Annotated in this window: 16 protein-coding genes; 14 read left to right on the top strand and 2 right to left on the bottom strand. The window is 34.4% G+C overall.

Features of this window, described 5'->3' with window-relative positions:
- Positions 1-46 precede the first annotated feature (46 nt).
- Both B5X55_RS02180 and B5X55_RS02175 read left to right on the top strand, forming a co-directional pair.
- Positions 47-862 carry a 2,3,4,5-tetrahydropyridine-2,6-dicarboxylate N-succinyltransferase gene (locus tag B5X55_RS02180; RefSeq protein ID WP_079510920.1) on the top strand — a complete coding sequence of 272 codons (816 nt, stop codon included), beginning with the start codon at positions 47-49 and terminating at the stop codon, positions 860-862.
- A gap of 294 nt (positions 863-1,156) precedes the next feature.
- Positions 1,157-1,951 carry a glycosyltransferase family 2 protein gene (locus tag B5X55_RS02175; protein ID WP_079511089.1) on the top strand — a complete coding sequence of 265 codons (795 nt, stop codon included), beginning with the start codon at positions 1,157-1,159 and terminating at the stop codon, positions 1,949-1,951.
- Here the strand turns inward: B5X55_RS02175 and B5X55_RS02170 are convergent.
- Positions 1,933-2,751, bottom strand: a complete 819-nt coding sequence (locus B5X55_RS02170) for a glycosyltransferase family 2 protein (RefSeq protein WP_079510919.1) — start codon at positions 2,749-2,751, stop codon at positions 1,933-1,935. The two genes, B5X55_RS02175 and B5X55_RS02170, sit on opposite strands and share 19 nt — an antisense overlap.
- Before the next feature lie 99 nt (positions 2,752-2,850).
- Here B5X55_RS02170 and B5X55_RS02165 point away from each other — a divergent pair, with 99 nt between their 5' ends.
- Genes B5X55_RS02165 through B5X55_RS02140 form a run of 6 tightly spaced genes read left to right on the top strand, consistent with a single transcriptional unit; the run spans position 2,851 to position 8,368 of the window.
- Complete coding sequence (locus tag B5X55_RS02165) at positions 2,851-3,681, top strand: hypothetical protein (RefSeq protein ID WP_079510917.1); 831 nt, start codon at positions 2,851-2,853, stop codon at positions 3,679-3,681.
- A gap of 19 nt (positions 3,682-3,700) precedes the next feature.
- Complete coding sequence (locus B5X55_RS02160; protein ID WP_079510915.1) at positions 3,701-4,261, top strand: L-threonylcarbamoyladenylate synthase; 561 nt, start codon at positions 3,701-3,703, stop codon at positions 4,259-4,261.
- Between the two features lie 4 nt (positions 4,262-4,265).
- Positions 4,266-5,690 (top strand): CCA tRNA nucleotidyltransferase, encoded by a 1,425-nt coding sequence (locus tag B5X55_RS02155; protein ID WP_079510913.1) that lies wholly within the window; start codon positions 4,266-4,268, stop codon positions 5,688-5,690.
- 1 nt (position 5,691) lies between these two features.
- Positions 5,692-6,726: a COX15/CtaA family protein gene (locus tag B5X55_RS02150; RefSeq protein ID WP_079510911.1), complete on the top strand. Its 1,035-nt coding sequence runs from the start codon at positions 5,692-5,694 to the stop codon at positions 6,724-6,726.
- Positions 6,727-6,752: 26 nt separating this feature from the next.
- Positions 6,753-7,250, top strand: coding sequence for an IS1096 element passenger TnpR family protein (locus B5X55_RS02145; protein WP_079510909.1), 498 nt, complete (start codon positions 6,753-6,755; stop codon positions 7,248-7,250).
- Between the two features lie 59 nt (positions 7,251-7,309).
- Positions 7,310-8,368, top strand: coding sequence for a nucleoid-associated protein (locus tag B5X55_RS02140; protein WP_079510908.1), 1,059 nt, complete (start codon positions 7,310-7,312; stop codon positions 8,366-8,368).
- A gap of 97 nt (positions 8,369-8,465) precedes the next feature.
- Here B5X55_RS02140 and B5X55_RS02135 read toward each other — a convergent pair whose 3' ends face one another.
- Positions 8,466-9,551 (bottom strand): hypothetical protein, encoded by a 1,086-nt coding sequence (locus B5X55_RS02135; protein WP_079510906.1) that lies wholly within the window; start codon positions 9,549-9,551, stop codon positions 8,466-8,468.
- An 89-nt stretch (positions 9,552-9,640) separates the two neighbouring features.
- Between B5X55_RS02135 and B5X55_RS02130 the strand changes: the two genes are divergently transcribed.
- The 6 genes from B5X55_RS02130 (at position 9,641) to uvrB (ending at position 18,327) form a co-directional block, all read left to right on the top strand.
- Positions 9,641-10,543 carry an ABC transporter ATP-binding protein gene (locus tag B5X55_RS02130; RefSeq protein ID WP_079510904.1) on the top strand — a complete coding sequence of 301 codons (903 nt, stop codon included), beginning with the start codon at positions 9,641-9,643 and terminating at the stop codon, positions 10,541-10,543.
- A 12-nt stretch (positions 10,544-10,555) separates the two neighbouring features.
- Positions 10,556-11,389: an ABC transporter permease gene (locus B5X55_RS02125; protein WP_079510902.1), complete on the top strand. Its 834-nt coding sequence runs from the start codon at positions 10,556-10,558 to the stop codon at positions 11,387-11,389.
- Positions 11,390-11,483: 94 nt separating this feature from the next.
- Positions 11,484-13,253, top strand: a complete 1,770-nt coding sequence (locus tag B5X55_RS02120) for a T9SS type B sorting domain-containing protein (protein ID WP_079510900.1) — start codon at positions 11,484-11,486, stop codon at positions 13,251-13,253.
- Between the two features lie 4 nt (positions 13,254-13,257).
- Positions 13,258-14,691: a T9SS type B sorting domain-containing protein gene (locus B5X55_RS02115; protein WP_079510898.1), complete on the top strand. Its 1,434-nt coding sequence runs from the start codon at positions 13,258-13,260 to the stop codon at positions 14,689-14,691.
- Between the two features lie 18 nt (positions 14,692-14,709).
- Positions 14,710-16,176, top strand: coding sequence for a T9SS type B sorting domain-containing protein (locus B5X55_RS02110; RefSeq protein WP_079510896.1), 1,467 nt, complete (start codon positions 14,710-14,712; stop codon positions 16,174-16,176).
- Between the two features lie 162 nt (positions 16,177-16,338).
- A complete protein-coding gene (uvrB, locus tag B5X55_RS02105) occupies positions 16,339-18,327 on the top strand; it encodes an excinuclease ABC subunit UvrB (RefSeq protein ID WP_079510894.1) in 1,989 nt (662 codons plus the stop codon).
- The last annotated feature ends 117 nt before the right edge of the window (positions 18,328-18,444 follow it).

The following is an 18,444-nucleotide window of genomic DNA, read 5'->3' as shown; positions in this document are numbered from 1 at the left end:
TGAATTCCTCAACTTCAACTTATATTTGAGTAAATTTTTGACGAAAATGACAGAACTGAGAGCACAAATTGAAAAAGCATGGGATAACAGAGATCTTTTGAAAGAAACTGCAACCCAAGATTGTATAAGAGAAGTGATCAACCTTTTGGATGTTGGTAAATTGAGATGCGCAGAACCGACCTCTAATGGATGGCAGATTAACGAATGGGTTAAAAAAGCTGTAGTTATGTATTTTCCCATCCAAAAAATGGAAACTCTAGAGGCTGGTATATTTGAATACCACGACAAAATACCTTTGAAAAGAGGATACGCCGAAAAAGGAATTAGAGTTGTACCAAATGCTGTTGCTAGACATGGTGCCTATATCTCTGCTGGCACTATTTTAATGCCAAGTTATGTAAACATAGGAGCTTATGTTGATGAAGGTACTATGGTAGACACTTGGGCCACTGTAGGGAGTTGCGCCCAAATTGGCAAAAATGTACACTTAAGCGGTGGCGTAGGTATCGGTGGCGTTCTTGAGCCTTTACAAGCGGCTCCTGTAATCATTGAAGACAATGCTTTTATAGGATCTAGATGCATTGTAGTAGAGGGTGTAAGAGTAGAAAAAGAGGCCGTTTTAGGCGCAAATGTTGTTCTTACGGCATCTACTAAAATTATTGATGTTACGGGTGAAACACCAGTTGAACGAAAAGGATTGGTACCCGCACGCTCAGTGGTTATACCTGGTAGCTACACAAAGAAATTTCCGGCTGGTGAATTCAATGTGCCTTGTGCATTGATTATTGGTACAAGAAAAGAAAGTACGAATAAGAAAACTTCATTAAACGATGCTCTAAGGGAGTATGACGTAGCAGTTTAAACCACAAAAAAACACCTCTCGACCATCATCGCCCCCTTAGAAGGAAGTCAAGAGGTGTCTTTTTCATACAATTCACTACCATTAATTCTTCATCCCTAAGAATTCAATATTGACATTTTTAAGAAATTAAAAGCAACCTTTTACATTAAACAGACTCTTGTTCTCATAAGGAACCCTCTAATGCTATTGTTTAAAAATTTGTAAGAAATTTACCTACTTATACAATTTTTTAATTCCTTTTTTGTTATAACTTTGTTCGCTCCGATTAGAGCCAACCTACCAAATTGGATTACTATGATTACCAAAAAAGAAAAACTAACCGCATTAATCATCACCTATAACGAAATGGGATACATTGAAAAGTGTATTGATTCTGTTTCTTTTGCTGATGAAATTATAGTAGTTGATTCTTATAGTACTGATGGAACTTTTGATTTTTTAAAAGATCACCCGAAAGTAAAGGTTATTCAAAATCCGTTCGAAAATTTTACAGCTCAAAAATCATTTGCTTTAAAACAAGCAACTAATGATTGGGTTTTGTTTTTAGATGCTGATGAAATTGTTTCTACTTCTTTACAGATGGAGATTGCAGAAACAGTCTCTAGCGATACTGAAATAGCTGCATTTTGGTTTTATCGCCAATTTATGTTCAAGAATGAAAAGCTGAATTATAGCGGCTGGCAAACAGATAAAAACTACAGGCTTTTTAGAAAAAGTAAAGCATCGTTTTCTGATTGCAAAATAGTTCACGAAACTTTAGACGTTGATGGAACTTCTGGTATCTTAAAAGAAAAGTTAATTCATTACTGTTACAAAAATCACGAAGATTACAAAGGTAAAATGTTGAAATATGGTCGATTAAAAGCTATCGAATCATTTTACAGAGAAAAGAAATATAGTTTTGCAATGATGATTGCAAAAACTAGTTGGAAATTCTTTAACCATTACATTTTGCGTCTTGGCTTTCTAGATGGCAAAAAAGGTTTTATCATTTGTCACTTAAATTCGCTGGGCGTTTTAGAGCGCTATAAAGAACTTAAAAAACTTGAACAAAAGAACGAACTTGCGTATTACTTGGTAATGCCATAAAAAGTCCATACTCTTTTCTCCTTTTTAGTTGTATTTCTAATTCCCACATTTTTCGCTATCGATTCTGGTGTCTTATATCCCCTTTTGTGATCTAAGTGTACACATACAGCACTATAACGAAGTTGTTTAGATTTTAATCCGAAGTTAAAAAGTCGTTCACCTAATTCTCTATCTTGACCACCATACTGCATTCGTTCATCGAATCCGTTTACATTCTCGATATCTTTTTTCCAACCAGATGAATTATGACCGTTCCAACTAGCATTGGTAGGGGTAATCCAATTTAAAATCTTAGAAATAAATCCTTGAGCAGTAAGTTTGTTGTTCTTAAAAGTTTGCGGAATACCTTTTTCTTTAAGCCATTGTATATTAAAACAACGTTGTTTTTCAATATCTTCTAGGGTAATCAACTTAGATATATTCATAGGAAGCATATAGTAACCCCCAGAAATGAAATAGCCAGTTTCTTTATTAATATAATGTACCTGAACGAAATCTTCTCTAGGTATACAATCGCCATCGGTCATTATAATATAATCAGCAGAACAAGCGGTAACGGCCTTGTTTAATATTCTTGATTTTTGAAACCCATCATCTTCTTGCCACACGTGTACAATAGGATAATGAACCTTTTTAGACATTTCATCAATCAATTCTTTCGTTGGTTCTTTTGAACCATCATCAGCAATGACAACTTCAAAATCTTTGAAAATTTGTTGCTCAAAACCCCACAGCACCTTCTTCAACCACTCTTCGGCATTATATGTACTAACTATGACACTTATTTTAGGAATCTCCATACTACGTTTCAAATTACCACAAAAATATAAAAGTCTTATCTATCTTTGATCTTGAAAAGACTGTCTACATTAATAAACGACAAATAACAGCATTGTAAAATGAAGTTGAAAGAAATACCTGTATCTATTTACACTTCAATTAAACTTTCATCGCTTTCGGTTAAAAGTATTGTTTCTAAAACAAAAGAAGAAATACCTGTTATTGTTTCTTTAACCTCCATACCAGAAAGGTTACAGACCTTGTATTTAACTATACGAAGTATTTTGAACCAAGATTCTAGACCAAAAAAAATAATACTTTGGCTACATGAATCTTTAAAAAATGAAATACCAAGTAAATTAAGAATATTGGAAAGTGATTTATTTCAAATCATGTATTCCGATTTAACCTGTTCTCACAGAAAGTTAATTCATAGCCTTGAACTTTTTCCAGAAGATATTATTATTACTTGCGATGATGACATGATGTACCGTTCTAATTGGCTTCGTTTGCTTTATGAAGAACATAAAGCACATCCTACAGCTATTATTGGAAATCAAACAAGATATATTAGATATACTATAAGTGGTGAGCTTCAACCATACAAGAATTGGGTTTACGACGATGGAATACCGTTTAATACATCTGCTGTAATCCCTATCGGAGCAGAAGGCGTTTTATATCCTCCTAAAAAACTCTCAGATACTATCTCTAATTCTGAATTATTCTTAGCATTGGCTCCTAAAGCAGATGACCTTTGGTTTAAAGCTATGGCATTATTAAATGCAACGAATTCCATATTAGCTGAAAATAGGGCAGAAACACCAATACCCATTTTAGGATCTCAAAAATATTCTCTTAAAAAATCGAATATAGGCGGCGACAAAAATAGGACTCAATGGCTTGCGTTAAGCCAGCATTTTAATATTAAACCAGAAACATTTCTTTAAACAAATTTTTAGAAGAGCTATGACAGAAGAAATAAATAAATGTATTGAGGTTCTTGAAAATGGCGGACTCATACTCTACCCTACCGACACCGTTTGGGGTATTGGTTGTGATGCAACCAATAAAGAGGCTGTTCAAAAAGTTTTTAAACTAAAGCAACGAGATGATAGCAAGGCACTAATATGTTTGGTTGCAAATGATGCTATGCTAGAAAAACATGTCGAAAAAGTACCTGATCTTGCTTATGACCTTATCGACTTAGCTACAAAACCAACCACAATAATCTACGATAAACCTCGTGGTGTGGCAGAAAACCTCATTGCATCTGATAATACTTTGGCTATTAGAGTAGCGTCGGATAAATTCTGCCAATACCTAATTGGTAAATTCAAAAAGCCCATTGTATCCACTTCCGCCAATATTTCTGGGACGAATACCCCCAAAAGTTTCCAAAATATAGACAAAGCCATTTTATCAGGTGTAGACTATGTGGTAAATTTGCACCGAGAGAAACAGAATAGCTCCGCATCATCCATTATTAGATTATCTAATGATAATACTGTGAAGATTATTCGAGAATAAGAACATGCAACAGAGCCACGAAAACGCTTTAAACAACCCTATTTTCAAAATTATTTCAGAAGCTGCAGATGAACTTTCTGTAGATTGTTATGTTATAGGTGGATTTGTAAGAGATTACTTTTTAGGTAGAACCATACCAAAGGACATCGATGTTGTTGCCATTGGCAGCGGTATTAAATTGGCAGAAAAGATAGCTTCGAAATTAAAAGGCAAGCCACAAGTATCCGTTTTTAAAAATTTCGGAACGGCTATGATTAAGAATGAGGGCATTGAGCTCGAATTTGTTGGTGCAAGAAAAGAAAGTTATCAGCGCGATAGTAGAAAACCTATCGTAGAAGATGGCACGTTAGAAGACGACCAAAAAAGAAGAGATTTTACTATTAATGCATTAGCGCTCTCATTAAACAAAAAAAATTTCGGAAAACTTTTAGACCCTTTTAACGGCATTGCAGATATAGAATCTCAAATCATTAAAACTCCTCTAGAACCAGGTATTACATATTCTGATGATCCTTTGAGGATGATGCGGGCGATACGTTTCGCGACTCAATTAGATTTTCAAATTGCCTTACCCTCGCTACAAGCTATTACCGAACATAAGGATCGTTTAAATATAGTTTCGAACGAACGTATTTTAGATGAGCTTCATAAAATAATGCTATGCAAGAAACCCTCATTAGGTTTTGCCCTTTTACATAAAACCGGACTTCTAGAGTTAATACTACCTGAACTTACAGCATTACAAGGTATAGAAGAGATTGAAGGTCAAAAGCATAAAGATAATTTTTGGCATACATTAGAAGTGGTTGACAATATCTCTGAAGCCACCGATGACCTTTGGTTACGATGGGCGGCTTTATTACATGATATTGGTAAAGCACCAACAAAACGATTTCACAAAAAAATTGGGTGGACATTTCATGGACATGAATTTGTGGGCTCTAAAATGGTCTACAAACTTTTTAAACGTTTACGCATGCCGCTAAATGAGAAAATGAAGTTTGTTCAAAAAATGGTTTTAATGAGTTCAAGACCTATCATATTGTCTGAAGATTTTGTAACCGACTCTGCAGTTCGTAGACTTATTTTCGATGCTGGTGACAATGTTGAAGATCTTATGACCTTATGCGAGGCCGATATCACCACAAAAAACCCTAAAAAACAACGAAAATATCATCAAAACTTTAAACTTGTTCGTCAAAAAATTGAGGAAGTAGAAGCTCGTGATCATATACGTAATTTTCAACCACCCATAAGTGGTGAAGAAATTATGGAAACTTTTTCTCTAAAACCATCCAGAGAAATAGGTATTATTAAAGAAGCCATAAAAGAAGCTATATTAGAGGGAGATATACCGAATGAGTACCAAGCAGCCAAAGAATTCATGATTATTAGAGGGAAGGAATTAGGACTAGTAATAGCAAAGTAGTATGGATATTCAATTTAGAAAAATTGCCAAAGTATCTTTATTTTTAGTTTATTTAGTAATTATAGCAGGCGCCGTTGTACGCATGACAGGCAGCGGAATGGGTTGCCCCGATTGGCCAAAATGTTTTGGTTATTACATACCGCCAACAAATGAAAGTGAGCTAAAATGGCAACCGGATAGATTATTTGAAAAAGGTCAAGTTATTATAAAGGATGAATCTTTACAGATATCAAAAGAGACATTCACAACCAAAAGCGATTTCAATTCTGACAATTGGGAACTTTACACGAAACATGATTATGCCATTTTCAACCCATGGCATACCTGGATAGAATATATCAATAGGCTATTCGGTGCATTAGCAGGTCTAGCTACATTATTGCTTGCTATTGCCTCAATTAAATTCTGGAAAAAGAAAAAGCGAATACCCATATTAGCCTGGTTGGTCGTATTTGGTATGGTTTTTCAAGCCTGGTTAGGCGCTACGGTAGTGTATTCTGTTTTAGAACCCGCTAAGATTACGGTACATATGCTTATGGCTTTAGTTATTGTAGCCATGCTTTTATACATAATTTATTTAGCGAATGCCGAAAACAAACTTATTCGTTTTGACAATCTTACCCTCAACCTCAGTATTCTAGCGATAGGCCTAACGCTCATTCAAATTGTCATGGGTACACAAGTAAGACAATTTGTTGATGAACAAATTGATATATATGGATATGATGCTAAAAGTAATTGGCTTAAAGACCCTTTATTATTATTTTACATACATAGGTCTTTTTCTATATTAGTTTTATTGTTGAATGCTTTTTTGGCTTTTAGAATAACAAAACTAAATTTAGGTCACATTAAAATCTATTGGGTACTCTTTATATTACTAGTTGAAGTATTTACAGGAATAGCAATGAATTATCTAAATTTTCCCTTTGCTAGTCAACCTTTACACCTAGTATTAGCTTCGATTCTTTTCGGAGTACAATTCTACATAGTTTTAGATGCATTAAAGCCTAGAAAAATTAGTAAAACTTCGTAACTTTGCCCTCCTGCAAAAAATAAGTTATGATTTATAAAATTCGTGTAATTCTAGACGCTGAGGAGGATATTTTCAGAGATTTAGAAATTGAAGCCCATAATTCACTAGAAGACTTTCATAATGCTATAACACAAGCGTTTGGTTTTTTAGGTAATGAAATGGCTTCTTTTTATACGTGTAATGATGAATGGCAACAAGAAGAAGAGATTGCTCTTTTTGATATGAGTGAATCTGGTTCAGATGTTCGCTTAATGAATGAATCTTTTTTGGAAGATATCATGACTCAAGATAATCCTAAACTAATTTATGTTTATGATTTCATGAATATGTGGACGTTTTTTGTTGAACTTGCCGATATCGAAGAAAAAGAAGATGGTCGTTCTTATCCAAATGTATTATTCTCATTTGGTGAATTACCTGAAACTCCACCAGAAAAAAACTTCGTAGCTGAAAATAGTGCCTTTGATTTTGACGATACCTTTGAAAACTATGACGATTTAGATTTTGATGAAAATTGGAATTAGTCCGTAGTTATTAAATTGTGAATTCCTTTTAAGAACAATCCTATAAATAAGAACATTCTATGATCAACTTATATGCCACCCAAATTGAAAGTATTTCTATACATAGAGTGGGCAATAAAAATAAAAACGAAGGTGTTTTTCTATCAGAAGAACCGTTCAGGTTAAATGATGAAACCACTGGTTTACTAAAGGAATATTTTTTCAAACCTTTTAGAGAAAAGGAAGAAAACTACTATAAGCTTACCAATGAAGTTGATGTTGAGTTCAATGAACTATATAAAATAGTAAGTGAAGTTTTCGCTGATAATTCAAAAGCACATTTGAATTCTAAAAAAATCGCTTCACTCCTTTTCGAGCAATCTAATCACCCACACATTAAAAGTGGAGAAGTTTATGTTGCTTACTTAACAGGTCTATTATTAGACAACCAGAAAGTTGATGCCATTGGTATTTTTAAAAGCGAATTAAAGCACGATTTTATTCAGTTTGAAGAAAAGGATAGCAACCTAGATATTGTTATTCAACAAGGCATCAACATTAATAAATTAGATAAGGGTTGTTTAATTTTCAATGTAGATAAAGAGGAAGGATATAAGGTTCTATCTGTTGATAGTAACAAGTATGACACTAAATATTGGATAGAAAATTTCCTAGGCGTTGACCCTCTTTCAGATGACAACTTCAAGACTAAAAACTACTTGAAATTCTGTCAAAATTTCGCAAAAGATGTGGTTTTACCTGCAGAAGATAAACAACAAGAAGTTTTGTTCATGAACCGTGCTGTTAACCATTTTGCAAAAAACGATTCGTTTGAAGAGTCTACGTTTTTGAATGAAGTAATGGAAAACCCTGAATTAATTCCAGAATTTAAACATTACAAAACAGAAAAAGGTCCGAAATACAGTATTCAGGATGTTTCTAATTTTGATATTGCTAACAAGGCAGTATCTGATGCACGTAAGAAAATTAAAAACGTAATTAACTTAGACACCAACATACAGATAAAGCTAGATTTTATTAATCCGGAATCTGCAGCAAAATTTGTTGAAAAAGGTTGGGATGAAGATAGACAAATGTATTACTACTTAGTATACTTCAATAAAGAACAAAAGAGCTAAGGGCAACTATTTCAATAGACAACAAATAAAAAAGAGGATGAAATAAAATATTCATCCTCTTTTTTTAAATAAACAATTCATCACCTACAATAAATTATTAGTTGATTTTTATATTATTCTCGATAATCTGTTTCATACTAATATTCTCATAATTACGACGTACAAAGTTCAAGGCTAAATCGAGTACTTGACCCATAGTAGTGCAACTTTTAAAATCCATATCCATAGTAAGCACTTCTATTTGCTCTCTAAGCATTGCAATATTTTCAGGCGTAGAAATTTCATCGGTCTTACAAATAGCCCTTAATTTTTTAATTCTATTTCCAGAACTTAAAATACGTTTCGCCACCATAGAGCGTTCTTCTAACTTATATTGATCTACTGAGTCACTCGTTAATTTATTACGAACCAACTCGACCATTTTATAGTTTTCCTTAAAAAATTGTGGTCGATATACTTTCAATTTACCTTCAAAACATTGCTGATCAAAATCTATAGCTCTAATCTTATATACTACATGGTCAAAATCATGAGTCGGCACTATTACATAATTATAGGAACGCATATCTCCTAAAAGTCGAATCATACAACGCTCATTAAACTTTACAAATTCCTTGGCTAATTGTGCTTTTTCAGGTTCAGTACATTTTGGCAGCATATTTTTTATAAACTCATCACCAGGTATACCTGCAATATGCTCCTCTATCAAGGTATCTTTATACACTAAAAAGTTAAGGTTATAAGGCGACAACATATGCTCCAATTCTAATCCATAAATACGAGAGGCATCTGTTTTCTTTACATAGAAATATGTAAAGTTGTCATTAAGAATATTACGGATTTTAATTCTAAAAGGCTTAGAATTACCAAACGTACAGAAGTCGACGGCATCTACATTTAAATACTGGTTAATATTATTACTACCATCAGAATGTAAAATAGAATATACCTTTTTTAAACTATCATCAATTTCCTTTCTATCAAACTCTGAATAATAAGCGCGAACCCACAAGGTATCTTCATCATTTTTATCATACACGACCACTGAACCTGAAAAACGAAGTAAATCATCATAAAATATGGGAATTTCTATCTTTCTACTATAATGTTCTAAATAGTCATCTAAAGCCTCATTTACAGGGTAAGCAGGTTTCTTTTTAGACATTAATCGTTCTTCTGACATGACGTTGAAATAAATTTGATGATGTTAACTGTAACAAAGTTAGGCTTTCTTCGTCAACTAGGTATATCAATCAATAACACCAACATACTTTGGACCATATTTTAACAGTACAAAATCTGACTAAAAAATTCGGGTACATCACAGCAGTAAAAGATTTATCATTTACTATTGAAAAAGGCAATGTATATGGCATTCTTGGTCCCAACGGTAGCGGCAAATCAACTACCCTTGGCATCGTTTTAAATGTCGTCAATAAAACCAGTGGTCAATTCTCTTGGTTTAATGGACAGGCCTCAACCCATGAAGCATTAAAAAAAGTCGGTGCCATTATTGAGCGCCCCAACTTTTACCCGTACATGACTGCTTTACAGAATTTAAAATTGGTCTGTAAAATTAAAGACGTTGAGGAAGATAAAATAGAAGAAAAACTTGAGTTAGTTGGGTTGCTAGATAGAAAAGACAGTAAGTTTAGAACATTTTCTTTAGGAATGAAACAACGATTGGCCATCGCCTCTGCCTTATTAAATGACCCAGAAATATTAATTCTTGATGAGCCTACCAATGGCCTTGACCCCCAAGGCATTCATCAAATACGTGAAATCATTAAGACCATTGCAGCAAAGGGAACCACAATTTTATTGGCCTCACATTTATTAGATGAAGTTGAAAAAGTATGTACCCACGTTGTCATATTAAGAAAAGGTGAGAAATTATATTCCGGCAGAGTAGATAGTTTAAAAGCAAGCTTTGGCTTTTTTGAACTCAAAACTTCTGATATGGATTCATTACATTCTTTTCTAAAAGAAAATGAACATTTCGGTGAAATAAAAATAGAAAATGGTTTACTCACAGCCTTTCTAAATACTGAACTAGATCCCCAAAAGTTAAATAAACTATTGTTTGAAAACGGTATAGTAGTTTCTCATTTGGTCAAAAGAAAAGAAAGTCTAGAAGAGCAGTTTTTAGAACTAACTAAAAACGCAAAAGCCTAAAACAATCCGACAATGATACGATTACTACACATAGAATTTATAAAGCTTTGGAATAATAGAGCAAGCAAAATATTGATTATTTCATACTTCACTCTATTAACCTCTATAGCTTTGTTTGCCGCCATTAAATTCGATATTGGCCCTATTCAATTCCATTTGGCAGATCAAGGAATATTTAATTTCCCCTACATATGGCACTTTAATACATTTATTACAGCATTCTTTAAACTTTTCTTGGCAATTGTAATCGTTTCGATGATGTCAAATGAATACAGTAATAAAACTATAAAGCAGAACTTAATTGACGGACTCTCTAAAAAGGAGTTTATACTTTCGAAATTCTTGACTGTTATTTCCTTTTCTCTGATTTCTACCCTTTTTGTTTTTGTGGTTTCATTGATTTTGGGGCTAGCATATTCAGATTATAACGAGATTTCAATTATACTAACTGACTTAGAGTTTTTAGTAGCATTTTTCGTCAAACTAACAGGTTTCTTTTCCTTCTGTTTGTTCTTAGGAGTTTTGGTTAAAAGGTCAGCTTTCGCTCTAGGCTTTTTAATTCTGTGGCAAGTATTTGAAGGTATTGTTAGAGGCATTATTCGCTGGAAATTATTTGATGGTGAAACTACAGATGTTATCATGGGCTTTTTTCCATTACAAGCTATGTTCAATCTAATCAAAGAGCCCTTTTCAAGATTGGGTGCTGTACAATCTGTCGTAAACCAAATAGGAGAAGAATTGCGCCTTGATTATGCTATTCATTGGTATGAAATATTAATTGTTTTGGTTTGGACAGCAATTTTTATTTATGGTTCATACGCTATCTTAAAAAAACGAGACCTATAATACGACTAATAGATTGGTCATTAGTCCTATTTAACACGATTTCAAAAGGGTAAATTTTCATTTTGTAGTATATTGTATTGTTTACGAACATGCTATGAAAAAGAATTGGAATATATCATTACCAAAGATTTTGGCTATGCCATTAACTTTCATGGTATTTTTCATTTCTTTTTCGCAAATTATTGCCCAAGATTGCCCTGCTCTTTTAAATCCTTTAAATGGTTCTGATTTAGCACCACTGAATTCGACTATTCGATGGGAGCCAGTTATTGGTGTGCCTGGTTATATTTTATCCTTAGGAACAACAGAAGGCGGAACCGATATTCTGAACGAACAAAATTTAGGGGCATCGAACAGCTACACACCCTCAACAGGTTTGCCAGAGAACACAAAAATATTTGTAACGATTACTCTTTTCTTTTTTAATCAACCGAATATTGTTTGCGATAGTCAAAGTTTTACAACAGCCATTCTGAGTGAAGCACCAGAATGTACCACTTTCAATATTCCACAAGAAAATGCATTAGATGTTAACACTGCAACAAACATTACATGGAACGCTTCAATTAGCGCTACTGGTTATTTCTTGACCATTGGCACATCAATGAATGGAGGTGAAATTGTCGATAATCTTGACGTCGGAAATACCTTAAGCTATAATCCAACAGCTGACTTACCAGAAGAAACGACTTTCTATATTTCAGTAATACCATATAATAGAATAGGATTATCGATTGATTGTAACTCCTCTATATTTGCTACAGCACCAAAGGCAGATTTACCTTTCTGCTCTACAATGATTACACCTTTCAATGGAGAAACCAACGTTCCTTTAAGTCCGGTTTTAGAATGGAACGAAGTACCCAACGCAACAGGTTATAGAGTTACTATTGGCACATCTCCTTTTGAATCCAACATTTTAGACGATGCAATATTTTTTAAAACATCGACCATAGTCATAGATTTTGAACCTAATCGCACTTTCTTCATAACCATAATTCCATTTAACGATGCAGGTGATGCTATTGGTTGTGCACAAGAAACTTTTTCCACCTTACTTGGTTGTGGTCCATATTTTGACCCATTAACTGGTGAATTAAAAGTTTTAAATCCCAAAATAACTTTCCCTGATACAGTTACCATATGCTTAAATGGCGAATCAAATATAATTTCAGCGACCGACCAAGCTGATGGTTATAGATGGTTTAAAGTCGACGGTGCAGGAAATGAAACATTATTATCGTCATCGTCAGATGTTTCTATTTCAGAAGTAGGTAATTATCTTTACGAAGCCTATTCAGTATTCGAAGACTCTGGCAGCTCATACGAGTGCTCTTCCTCAAAATCTTTTGCAGTGGAAGCCTCCCAAGCACCTGTGATTGAAAATATATTGGTTACCAACTTAGCCAATACCAGTAATTATGAAGTGCTAACCACTGAATCTGGAAGCTTTGAATATGCATTAGACAATGAAAATGGTCCATATCAAGATAGCAATAGGTTTAATGGAATAACCCTTGAAAATCATATCGTTTATGTTCGTGACAAAAGAGGATGCGGCATGGTGAATCAACCTATTGAACAAGATTTGACGGTTGAAGGATTTCCCGATTTTTTCACTCCCAATGGAGATGGTGTAAATGATTATTGGCAATTTATTCCTCCTGCAGCAACCGGTGAAAACAATGTATTGAACATCTGGATCTTTGATAAGTTTGGAGCACTCTTAGCTCAGATAGTACCAAATTCAGTTGGTTGGAATGGTGATTTTAATGGAAGAGCACTACCCGAATCTAATTATTGGTTTAGGGCAATATCAAATAATAATAAAGTAATTAAAGGCCATTTTAGCTTAAAAAGGTGAACCTATGGGCAAAGAAAGAATCATATTAACTTTATGCCTTTGTATTGGGTTGTATTCTTCTTTTTGCTACACACAACAATGCCCAATAATGACATCGCCAATAGATGGCGATATTAATGTACCAGTAGACAACTTAATTCAGTGGACCCCCGTGGACGGCGTTATTGGATATTTGATTTCTTTAGGAACAACCCCTGGTGGCGGTGAGATTATAAATAGACGTTCTTCAGGATTAAACAATTTTTACCAACCTACTGTTGGTTTACCCGAAGACACCATAATTTATGTGACTATAAGCCTATTTTTACCCGACGCACCAATTAAGGTTTGTCCACTCAAAATTTTCACCACCGTCAACATAACCGACCCACCCGTTTGCACAACACTTGCCTCACCCTACAACGAAGAAACAGGAGTACGTGTAGACACTAATATTAAATGGAATTATGCTCCTGGTGCTATCAATTACCTAATTTCTATAGGCTCATCACCTGATAATTACGACATTATTGAAAATTTTGAAACCGGCAATATACTTTCATATAAACCAGAAAATAATCTTGAATTAAACCAATCTGTTTATGTTAGAGTTATTCCTTTCAATGAAAATGGTGAAGCGATGTTATGCACTGAAGAATATTTCACCACTGGCGAACCTACAGTGCAATGTAATCAAAATGACTTTCCGATTATTACGATACCAGACAAAGTCTCGTTATGCACAAACTTAGAATTTGGTATCTTAAACAATAATCAAATAGCTCGTGGTTATAGGTGGATAAAAATAAATACTGATGGCACTGAAAATATTATATCTACCACCCGAGATTTAGAATTTAATGAAGCAGGTTATTATCGTGTAGAGTTATATAATATTATTTCAGAATTTGGGGCTAGTATAGAATGCCCTGTTACTAAAAATTTTGAAGTCGTAAACTCAGAATTACCCGAAATAGAAAATGTAATAGTTTCAAGAGAACCCAACGGCCTGCGAATAGAAATTGTAGCTTATGGTAACGGTGAATATGAATACTCGCTAGAAAGTCGTGATAATGGATTTCAGGATAGTGCTATATTCACAAATCTTGAACCTGGCGAGCGCACTGTATATGTTCGTGATAAATTCGGATGTGGTGTTACCCAACGTCTTGTAGAAAAAGAAATTTCAATTAAGGATTTCCCTCCTTTTTTTACACCGAACGGTGATGGCATAAATGATTTTTGGCAGCTAAAGAATGAATCAGATAGTAGCGAACTTAATATTGAGTTTATTTTTATATTCGATAGATACGGAAATTTACTTGCGCAACTAGACCCTAAAACCAAAGGTTGGAACGGAAATTTCAATGGTAGAGAATTACCTGAAACCGATTATTGGTTTAAAGCAGTGTCATTTTCCAAAAAAGTAATTAAAGGTCATTTTAATTTAAAACGCTAAATTAAAAATTTGATATAAATGAATTTAAAAGAAATGTTTCTCGTTCTGAAGTACTTGGGCATTTTTTTGATCTGCTCATTATCATCAGCTCAAGACTGTCCAACATTTAGCTATCCTATTAATGGAGCGACCGACGTACCCTTAGACGCTACGTTAACTTGGCCTGAAGTTTTAGGTTATAATGGGTATTTATTGTCTATTGGCACAACACCGATGGGAAATGACATACTTGATAGAAAACCTGTCGGCATCGACATATCGTATACTCCGCCTTTAGGATTTCCCGACAATACGAGACTTTATGCGACTTTAAGCTTGGTACCTTTTGACGGCCCACCTATTGCATGTCAAGAAATTTCCTTTACTACAATCCAAACAACTTCTGCACCATCTTGCTCTATTTTAATAGCGCCGGACAATAACGCTAGTAGCGTTACCATAATAACCGATTTGGAATGGGCTTATGCTCCTGGCGCTAACGGCTATAAACTATCTATGGGTACCACGCCAAACGGAACTGACCTTGTCGATAATTTAGATGTACAGAATGTATTAAGTTTCAACCCACCAGAAGACTTACCGCAAAACTCTTCAATTTATGTGCGCATTGTTCCGTATAACGATATCGGTACTGCGACGTCGTGTCCTGAAGAAGTCTTTACCACAAGTTTTGCATTATACGTTTGTGACCCTTATGTTAATGAAAATACAGGCGAGCTAGTATACCGTGCTCCACAAATCAACCTACCCAACATTGTAGGTATTTGCAGTGATGAACTGCCATATACGATTACTACAGATGATGATGCAGACGGTTTCAGGTGGTATCTAACCAATAGCGGTAGTGAAGAATCTTTAATATCACAATCACGAAGTGTAGACATTTCAATACCTGGTAGATATCGATTTGAAGCCTATAATACTATCACCACCGATAGTGGTATTATCGAATGTACCAGTTCTAAACTTATTGATATCGTAGCATCTGAAGCAGCTACTATTACAGCGATAGATGTTGTCAATTTTATCAATGGCAAAACAATTACCATTTCTGCCATAGGCGACGGTCAATATGAATATGCTTTAGACAACCGAGACGGGCCTTATCAAGATATTCCAATTTTTAACAATATTCCACATGGCCCACATATTGCTTATGTACGCGATAAAAATGGTTGTGGAATTACGGAAAGATCGGTAGATAGGGATATCGTATCCAATGATTTTCCCGCATTTTTCACCCCTAACGGAGATGGCATTAATGATTATTGGCAATTTGTTCCTCCACCAGAAAACTTTGAATCTGTAATTGACCTAATTTTTATATTCAACCAGTATGGCGGTCTACTAAAACAAATTAATCCCAATGATAAAGGTTGGGACGGAACTTTCAACAATAAGGTTTTACCTGAGTCAGATTACTGGTTTAGGGCAAGTTTCCTTAATAGACAAGAAATTATCGGTCATTTTTCTTTAAAAAGGTGACAGAAATCGTATGGGCTTACGTCTAATATAAAATTCGTCTTTCGTATTTTTATACTAAGTATCAGCATGATGGATATTTAATTAGTTTCCACTTACAAATACCGATGCAAGATGAATTTTTAAGCAATTCAGTTTAGACTTCAAAAAAGAGAATTACCATACATGAAATTCAAAGTAGTATCAGAATTTAAGCCGACAGGAGATCAGCCGAATGCCATTAAAGAATTGGTTAAAGGACTGAATGAAAATGAAAAATATCAAACCTTATTAGGGGTAACAGGCTCTGGAAAAACATTTACGGTAGCTAATGTTATTGAAGAAGTTCAAAAACCTACCTTAATATTGGCACATAACAAGACCTTGGCAGCTCAACTTTACTCTGAGTTTAAACAGTTTTTTCCAAATAATGCTGTTGAATATTTTGTTTCATACTACGATTACTATCAACCAGAGGCATTTATACCCACTAGCGGTGTATACATTGAAAAGGATCTTTCGATTAATGAGGATATTGAAAAATTACGACTAAGTACGACTTCTTCCCTACTTTCGGGCAGAAGAGATGTAATCGTTATTGCCTCGGTCTCTTGCCTGTATGGTATTGGTAACCCAGTGGAATTTCAAAAAAATGTCATCTCCATTAAAAAAGACCAAGTTATTGCCAGAACCAAGCTAATGCATCAATTGGTTCAATCGCTGTATTCGAGAACAATGGCCGAGTTTAAGAACGGAAACTTTCGAGTAAAAGGTGACGTTGTAGATGTCTTCCCTAGTTATGCCGACCATGCCTACAGAATTCATTTCTTCGGTGATGAAATAGAAGAAATAGAAGCTTTCGACCCGTTTAACAATAGTATAATAGAAGTTTACGAGACACTTACTATTTACCCAGCTAATATGTTCGTCACCTCTAAAGATGTCTTACAGAATGCTATTCATAGTATTCAAGACGATTTAGTCAAACAAATCAACTACTTCAAAGATATAGCCAAACCTCTAGAAGCAAAACGTTTAGAGGAGCGTACAAATTTCGATTTAGAAATGATACGTGAACTTGGTTATTGCTCTGGTATTGAAAATTACTCAAGATATTTAGATGGTCGTGAACCTGGCACAAGACCTTTCTGTCTTTTAGATTATTTTCCCGATGACTATTTAATGGTTATTGATGAAAGTCATGTGACCATACCTCAAGTACACGCGATGTATGGTGGCGACCGATCGCGAAAAGTAAATTTAGTTGACTATGGGTTTCGCTTGCCAGCTGCAATGGATAACCGACCCCTTAAATTTGAGGAATTTGAAGCTTTACAAAATCAGGTTTTATTTGTTAGTGCCACACCAGCAGATTACGAATTACAACTAAGTCAAGGTGTATATGTTGAACAAGTAATTAGACCAACTGGCTTGCTAGACCCCATTATAGAAATAAGACCAAGTCTAAATCAAATTGACGATTTGGTAGAAGAAATTCATCAGCGGGTTGAAAAAGATGAGCGAACTTTAGTTACAACATTGACTAAAAGAATGGCCGAGGAATTGGCAAAATACTTGGATAGAATTAACGTGAGATGTAGATATATTCATAGTGATGTTGACACTTTAGAACGTGTTGAAATCATGCAAGATTTACGCAAAGGAATCTTTGATGTGCTCATTGGAGTGAATTTATTACGTGAAGGATTGGACCTGCCAGAGGTATCTTTAGTCGCAATTTTAGATGCGGATAAAGAAGGGTTTTTACGAAGTAATAGATCACTTACACAGACCGTTGGCAGAGCTGCAAGACACCTAAATGGAAAGGCAATTATGTATGCAGATAAGGTAACGAACAGCATGCAAAAAACGATTGACGAAACAAATTATAGACGTGAAAAACAAATAAAATACAACACTGATAATAATCAAATTCCGAAAGCTTTAAACAAAAGTTTGGACAATGTTTTATCAAAGAATTCAGTCTCAACTTATCACTTCATAAAAGAGGAATTACGTGCCGCTGAACCTGACTTGAAATACATGACCAAAGAGCAAGTTGAGAAGATGATAAAAGAAAAAAGAAAAGCTATGGAAAAGGCTGCTAAAGAACTTGATTTTATGCAAGCTGCAAAGTTGAGAGATGAAATAAAATCGTTGCAAGAACAAGAATAAGTCCGATTTTAGCGAAATTTTACCATTTCTAAAAAATATAAACTAAAATTAAACTTAAGACTACATAACCATATGGATAAAAGTACTTTATCTATAATTTTTAGACAAGACTAAATC

It is taken from the genome of Maribacter arcticus (genome assembly GCF_900167935.1).
In the GTDB taxonomy this organism is placed as follows: domain Bacteria; phylum Bacteroidota; class Bacteroidia; order Flavobacteriales; family Flavobacteriaceae; genus Maribacter; species Maribacter arcticus.
The sequence above is the reverse complement of the archived record's forward strand: the minus strand, read 5'-3'. Positions and strand labels throughout refer to the sequence as shown.

What these genes read in the sequence shown, in the direction of transcription:
- B5X55_RS02120 (WP_079510900.1), top strand. Translation starts at nt 11,484, where the DNA reads ATGAAAAAGAATTGGAATATATCATTACCAAAGATTTTGGCTATGCCA.
- B5X55_RS02175 (WP_079511089.1), top strand. Translation starts at nt 1,157, where the DNA reads ATGATTACCAAAAAAGAAAAACTAACCGCATTAATCATCACCTATAAC.
- B5X55_RS02165 (WP_079510917.1), top strand. Translation starts at nt 2,851, where the DNA reads ATGAAGTTGAAAGAAATACCTGTATCTATTTACACTTCAATTAAACTT.
- B5X55_RS02125 (WP_079510902.1), top strand. Translation starts at nt 10,556, where the DNA reads ATGATACGATTACTACACATAGAATTTATAAAGCTTTGGAATAATAGA.
- B5X55_RS02170 (WP_079510919.1), bottom strand. Translation starts at nt 2,751, where the DNA reads ATGGAGATTCCTAAAATAAGTGTCATAGTTAGTACATATAATGCCGAA.
- B5X55_RS02160 (WP_079510915.1), top strand. Translation starts at nt 3,701, where the DNA reads ATGACAGAAGAAATAAATAAATGTATTGAGGTTCTTGAAAATGGCGGA.
- B5X55_RS02180 (WP_079510920.1), top strand. Translation starts at nt 47, where the DNA reads ATGACAGAACTGAGAGCACAAATTGAAAAAGCATGGGATAACAGAGAT.
- B5X55_RS02145 (WP_079510909.1), top strand. Translation starts at nt 6,753, where the DNA reads ATGATTTATAAAATTCGTGTAATTCTAGACGCTGAGGAGGATATTTTC.
- B5X55_RS02110 (WP_079510896.1), top strand. Translation starts at nt 14,710, where the DNA reads ATGAATTTAAAAGAAATGTTTCTCGTTCTGAAGTACTTGGGCATTTTT.
- B5X55_RS02155 (WP_079510913.1), top strand. Translation starts at nt 4,266, where the DNA reads ATGCAACAGAGCCACGAAAACGCTTTAAACAACCCTATTTTCAAAATT.
- B5X55_RS02135 (WP_079510906.1), bottom strand. Translation starts at nt 9,551, where the DNA reads ATGTCAGAAGAACGATTAATGTCTAAAAAGAAACCTGCTTACCCTGTA.
- B5X55_RS02140 (WP_079510908.1), top strand. Translation starts at nt 7,310, where the DNA reads ATGATCAACTTATATGCCACCCAAATTGAAAGTATTTCTATACATAGA.
- uvrB (WP_079510894.1), top strand. Translation starts at nt 16,339, where the DNA reads ATGAAATTCAAAGTAGTATCAGAATTTAAGCCGACAGGAGATCAGCCG.
- B5X55_RS02150 (WP_079510911.1), top strand. Translation starts at nt 5,692, where the DNA reads ATGGATATTCAATTTAGAAAAATTGCCAAAGTATCTTTATTTTTAGTT.
- B5X55_RS02115 (WP_079510898.1), top strand. Translation starts at nt 13,258, where the DNA reads ATGGGCAAAGAAAGAATCATATTAACTTTATGCCTTTGTATTGGGTTG.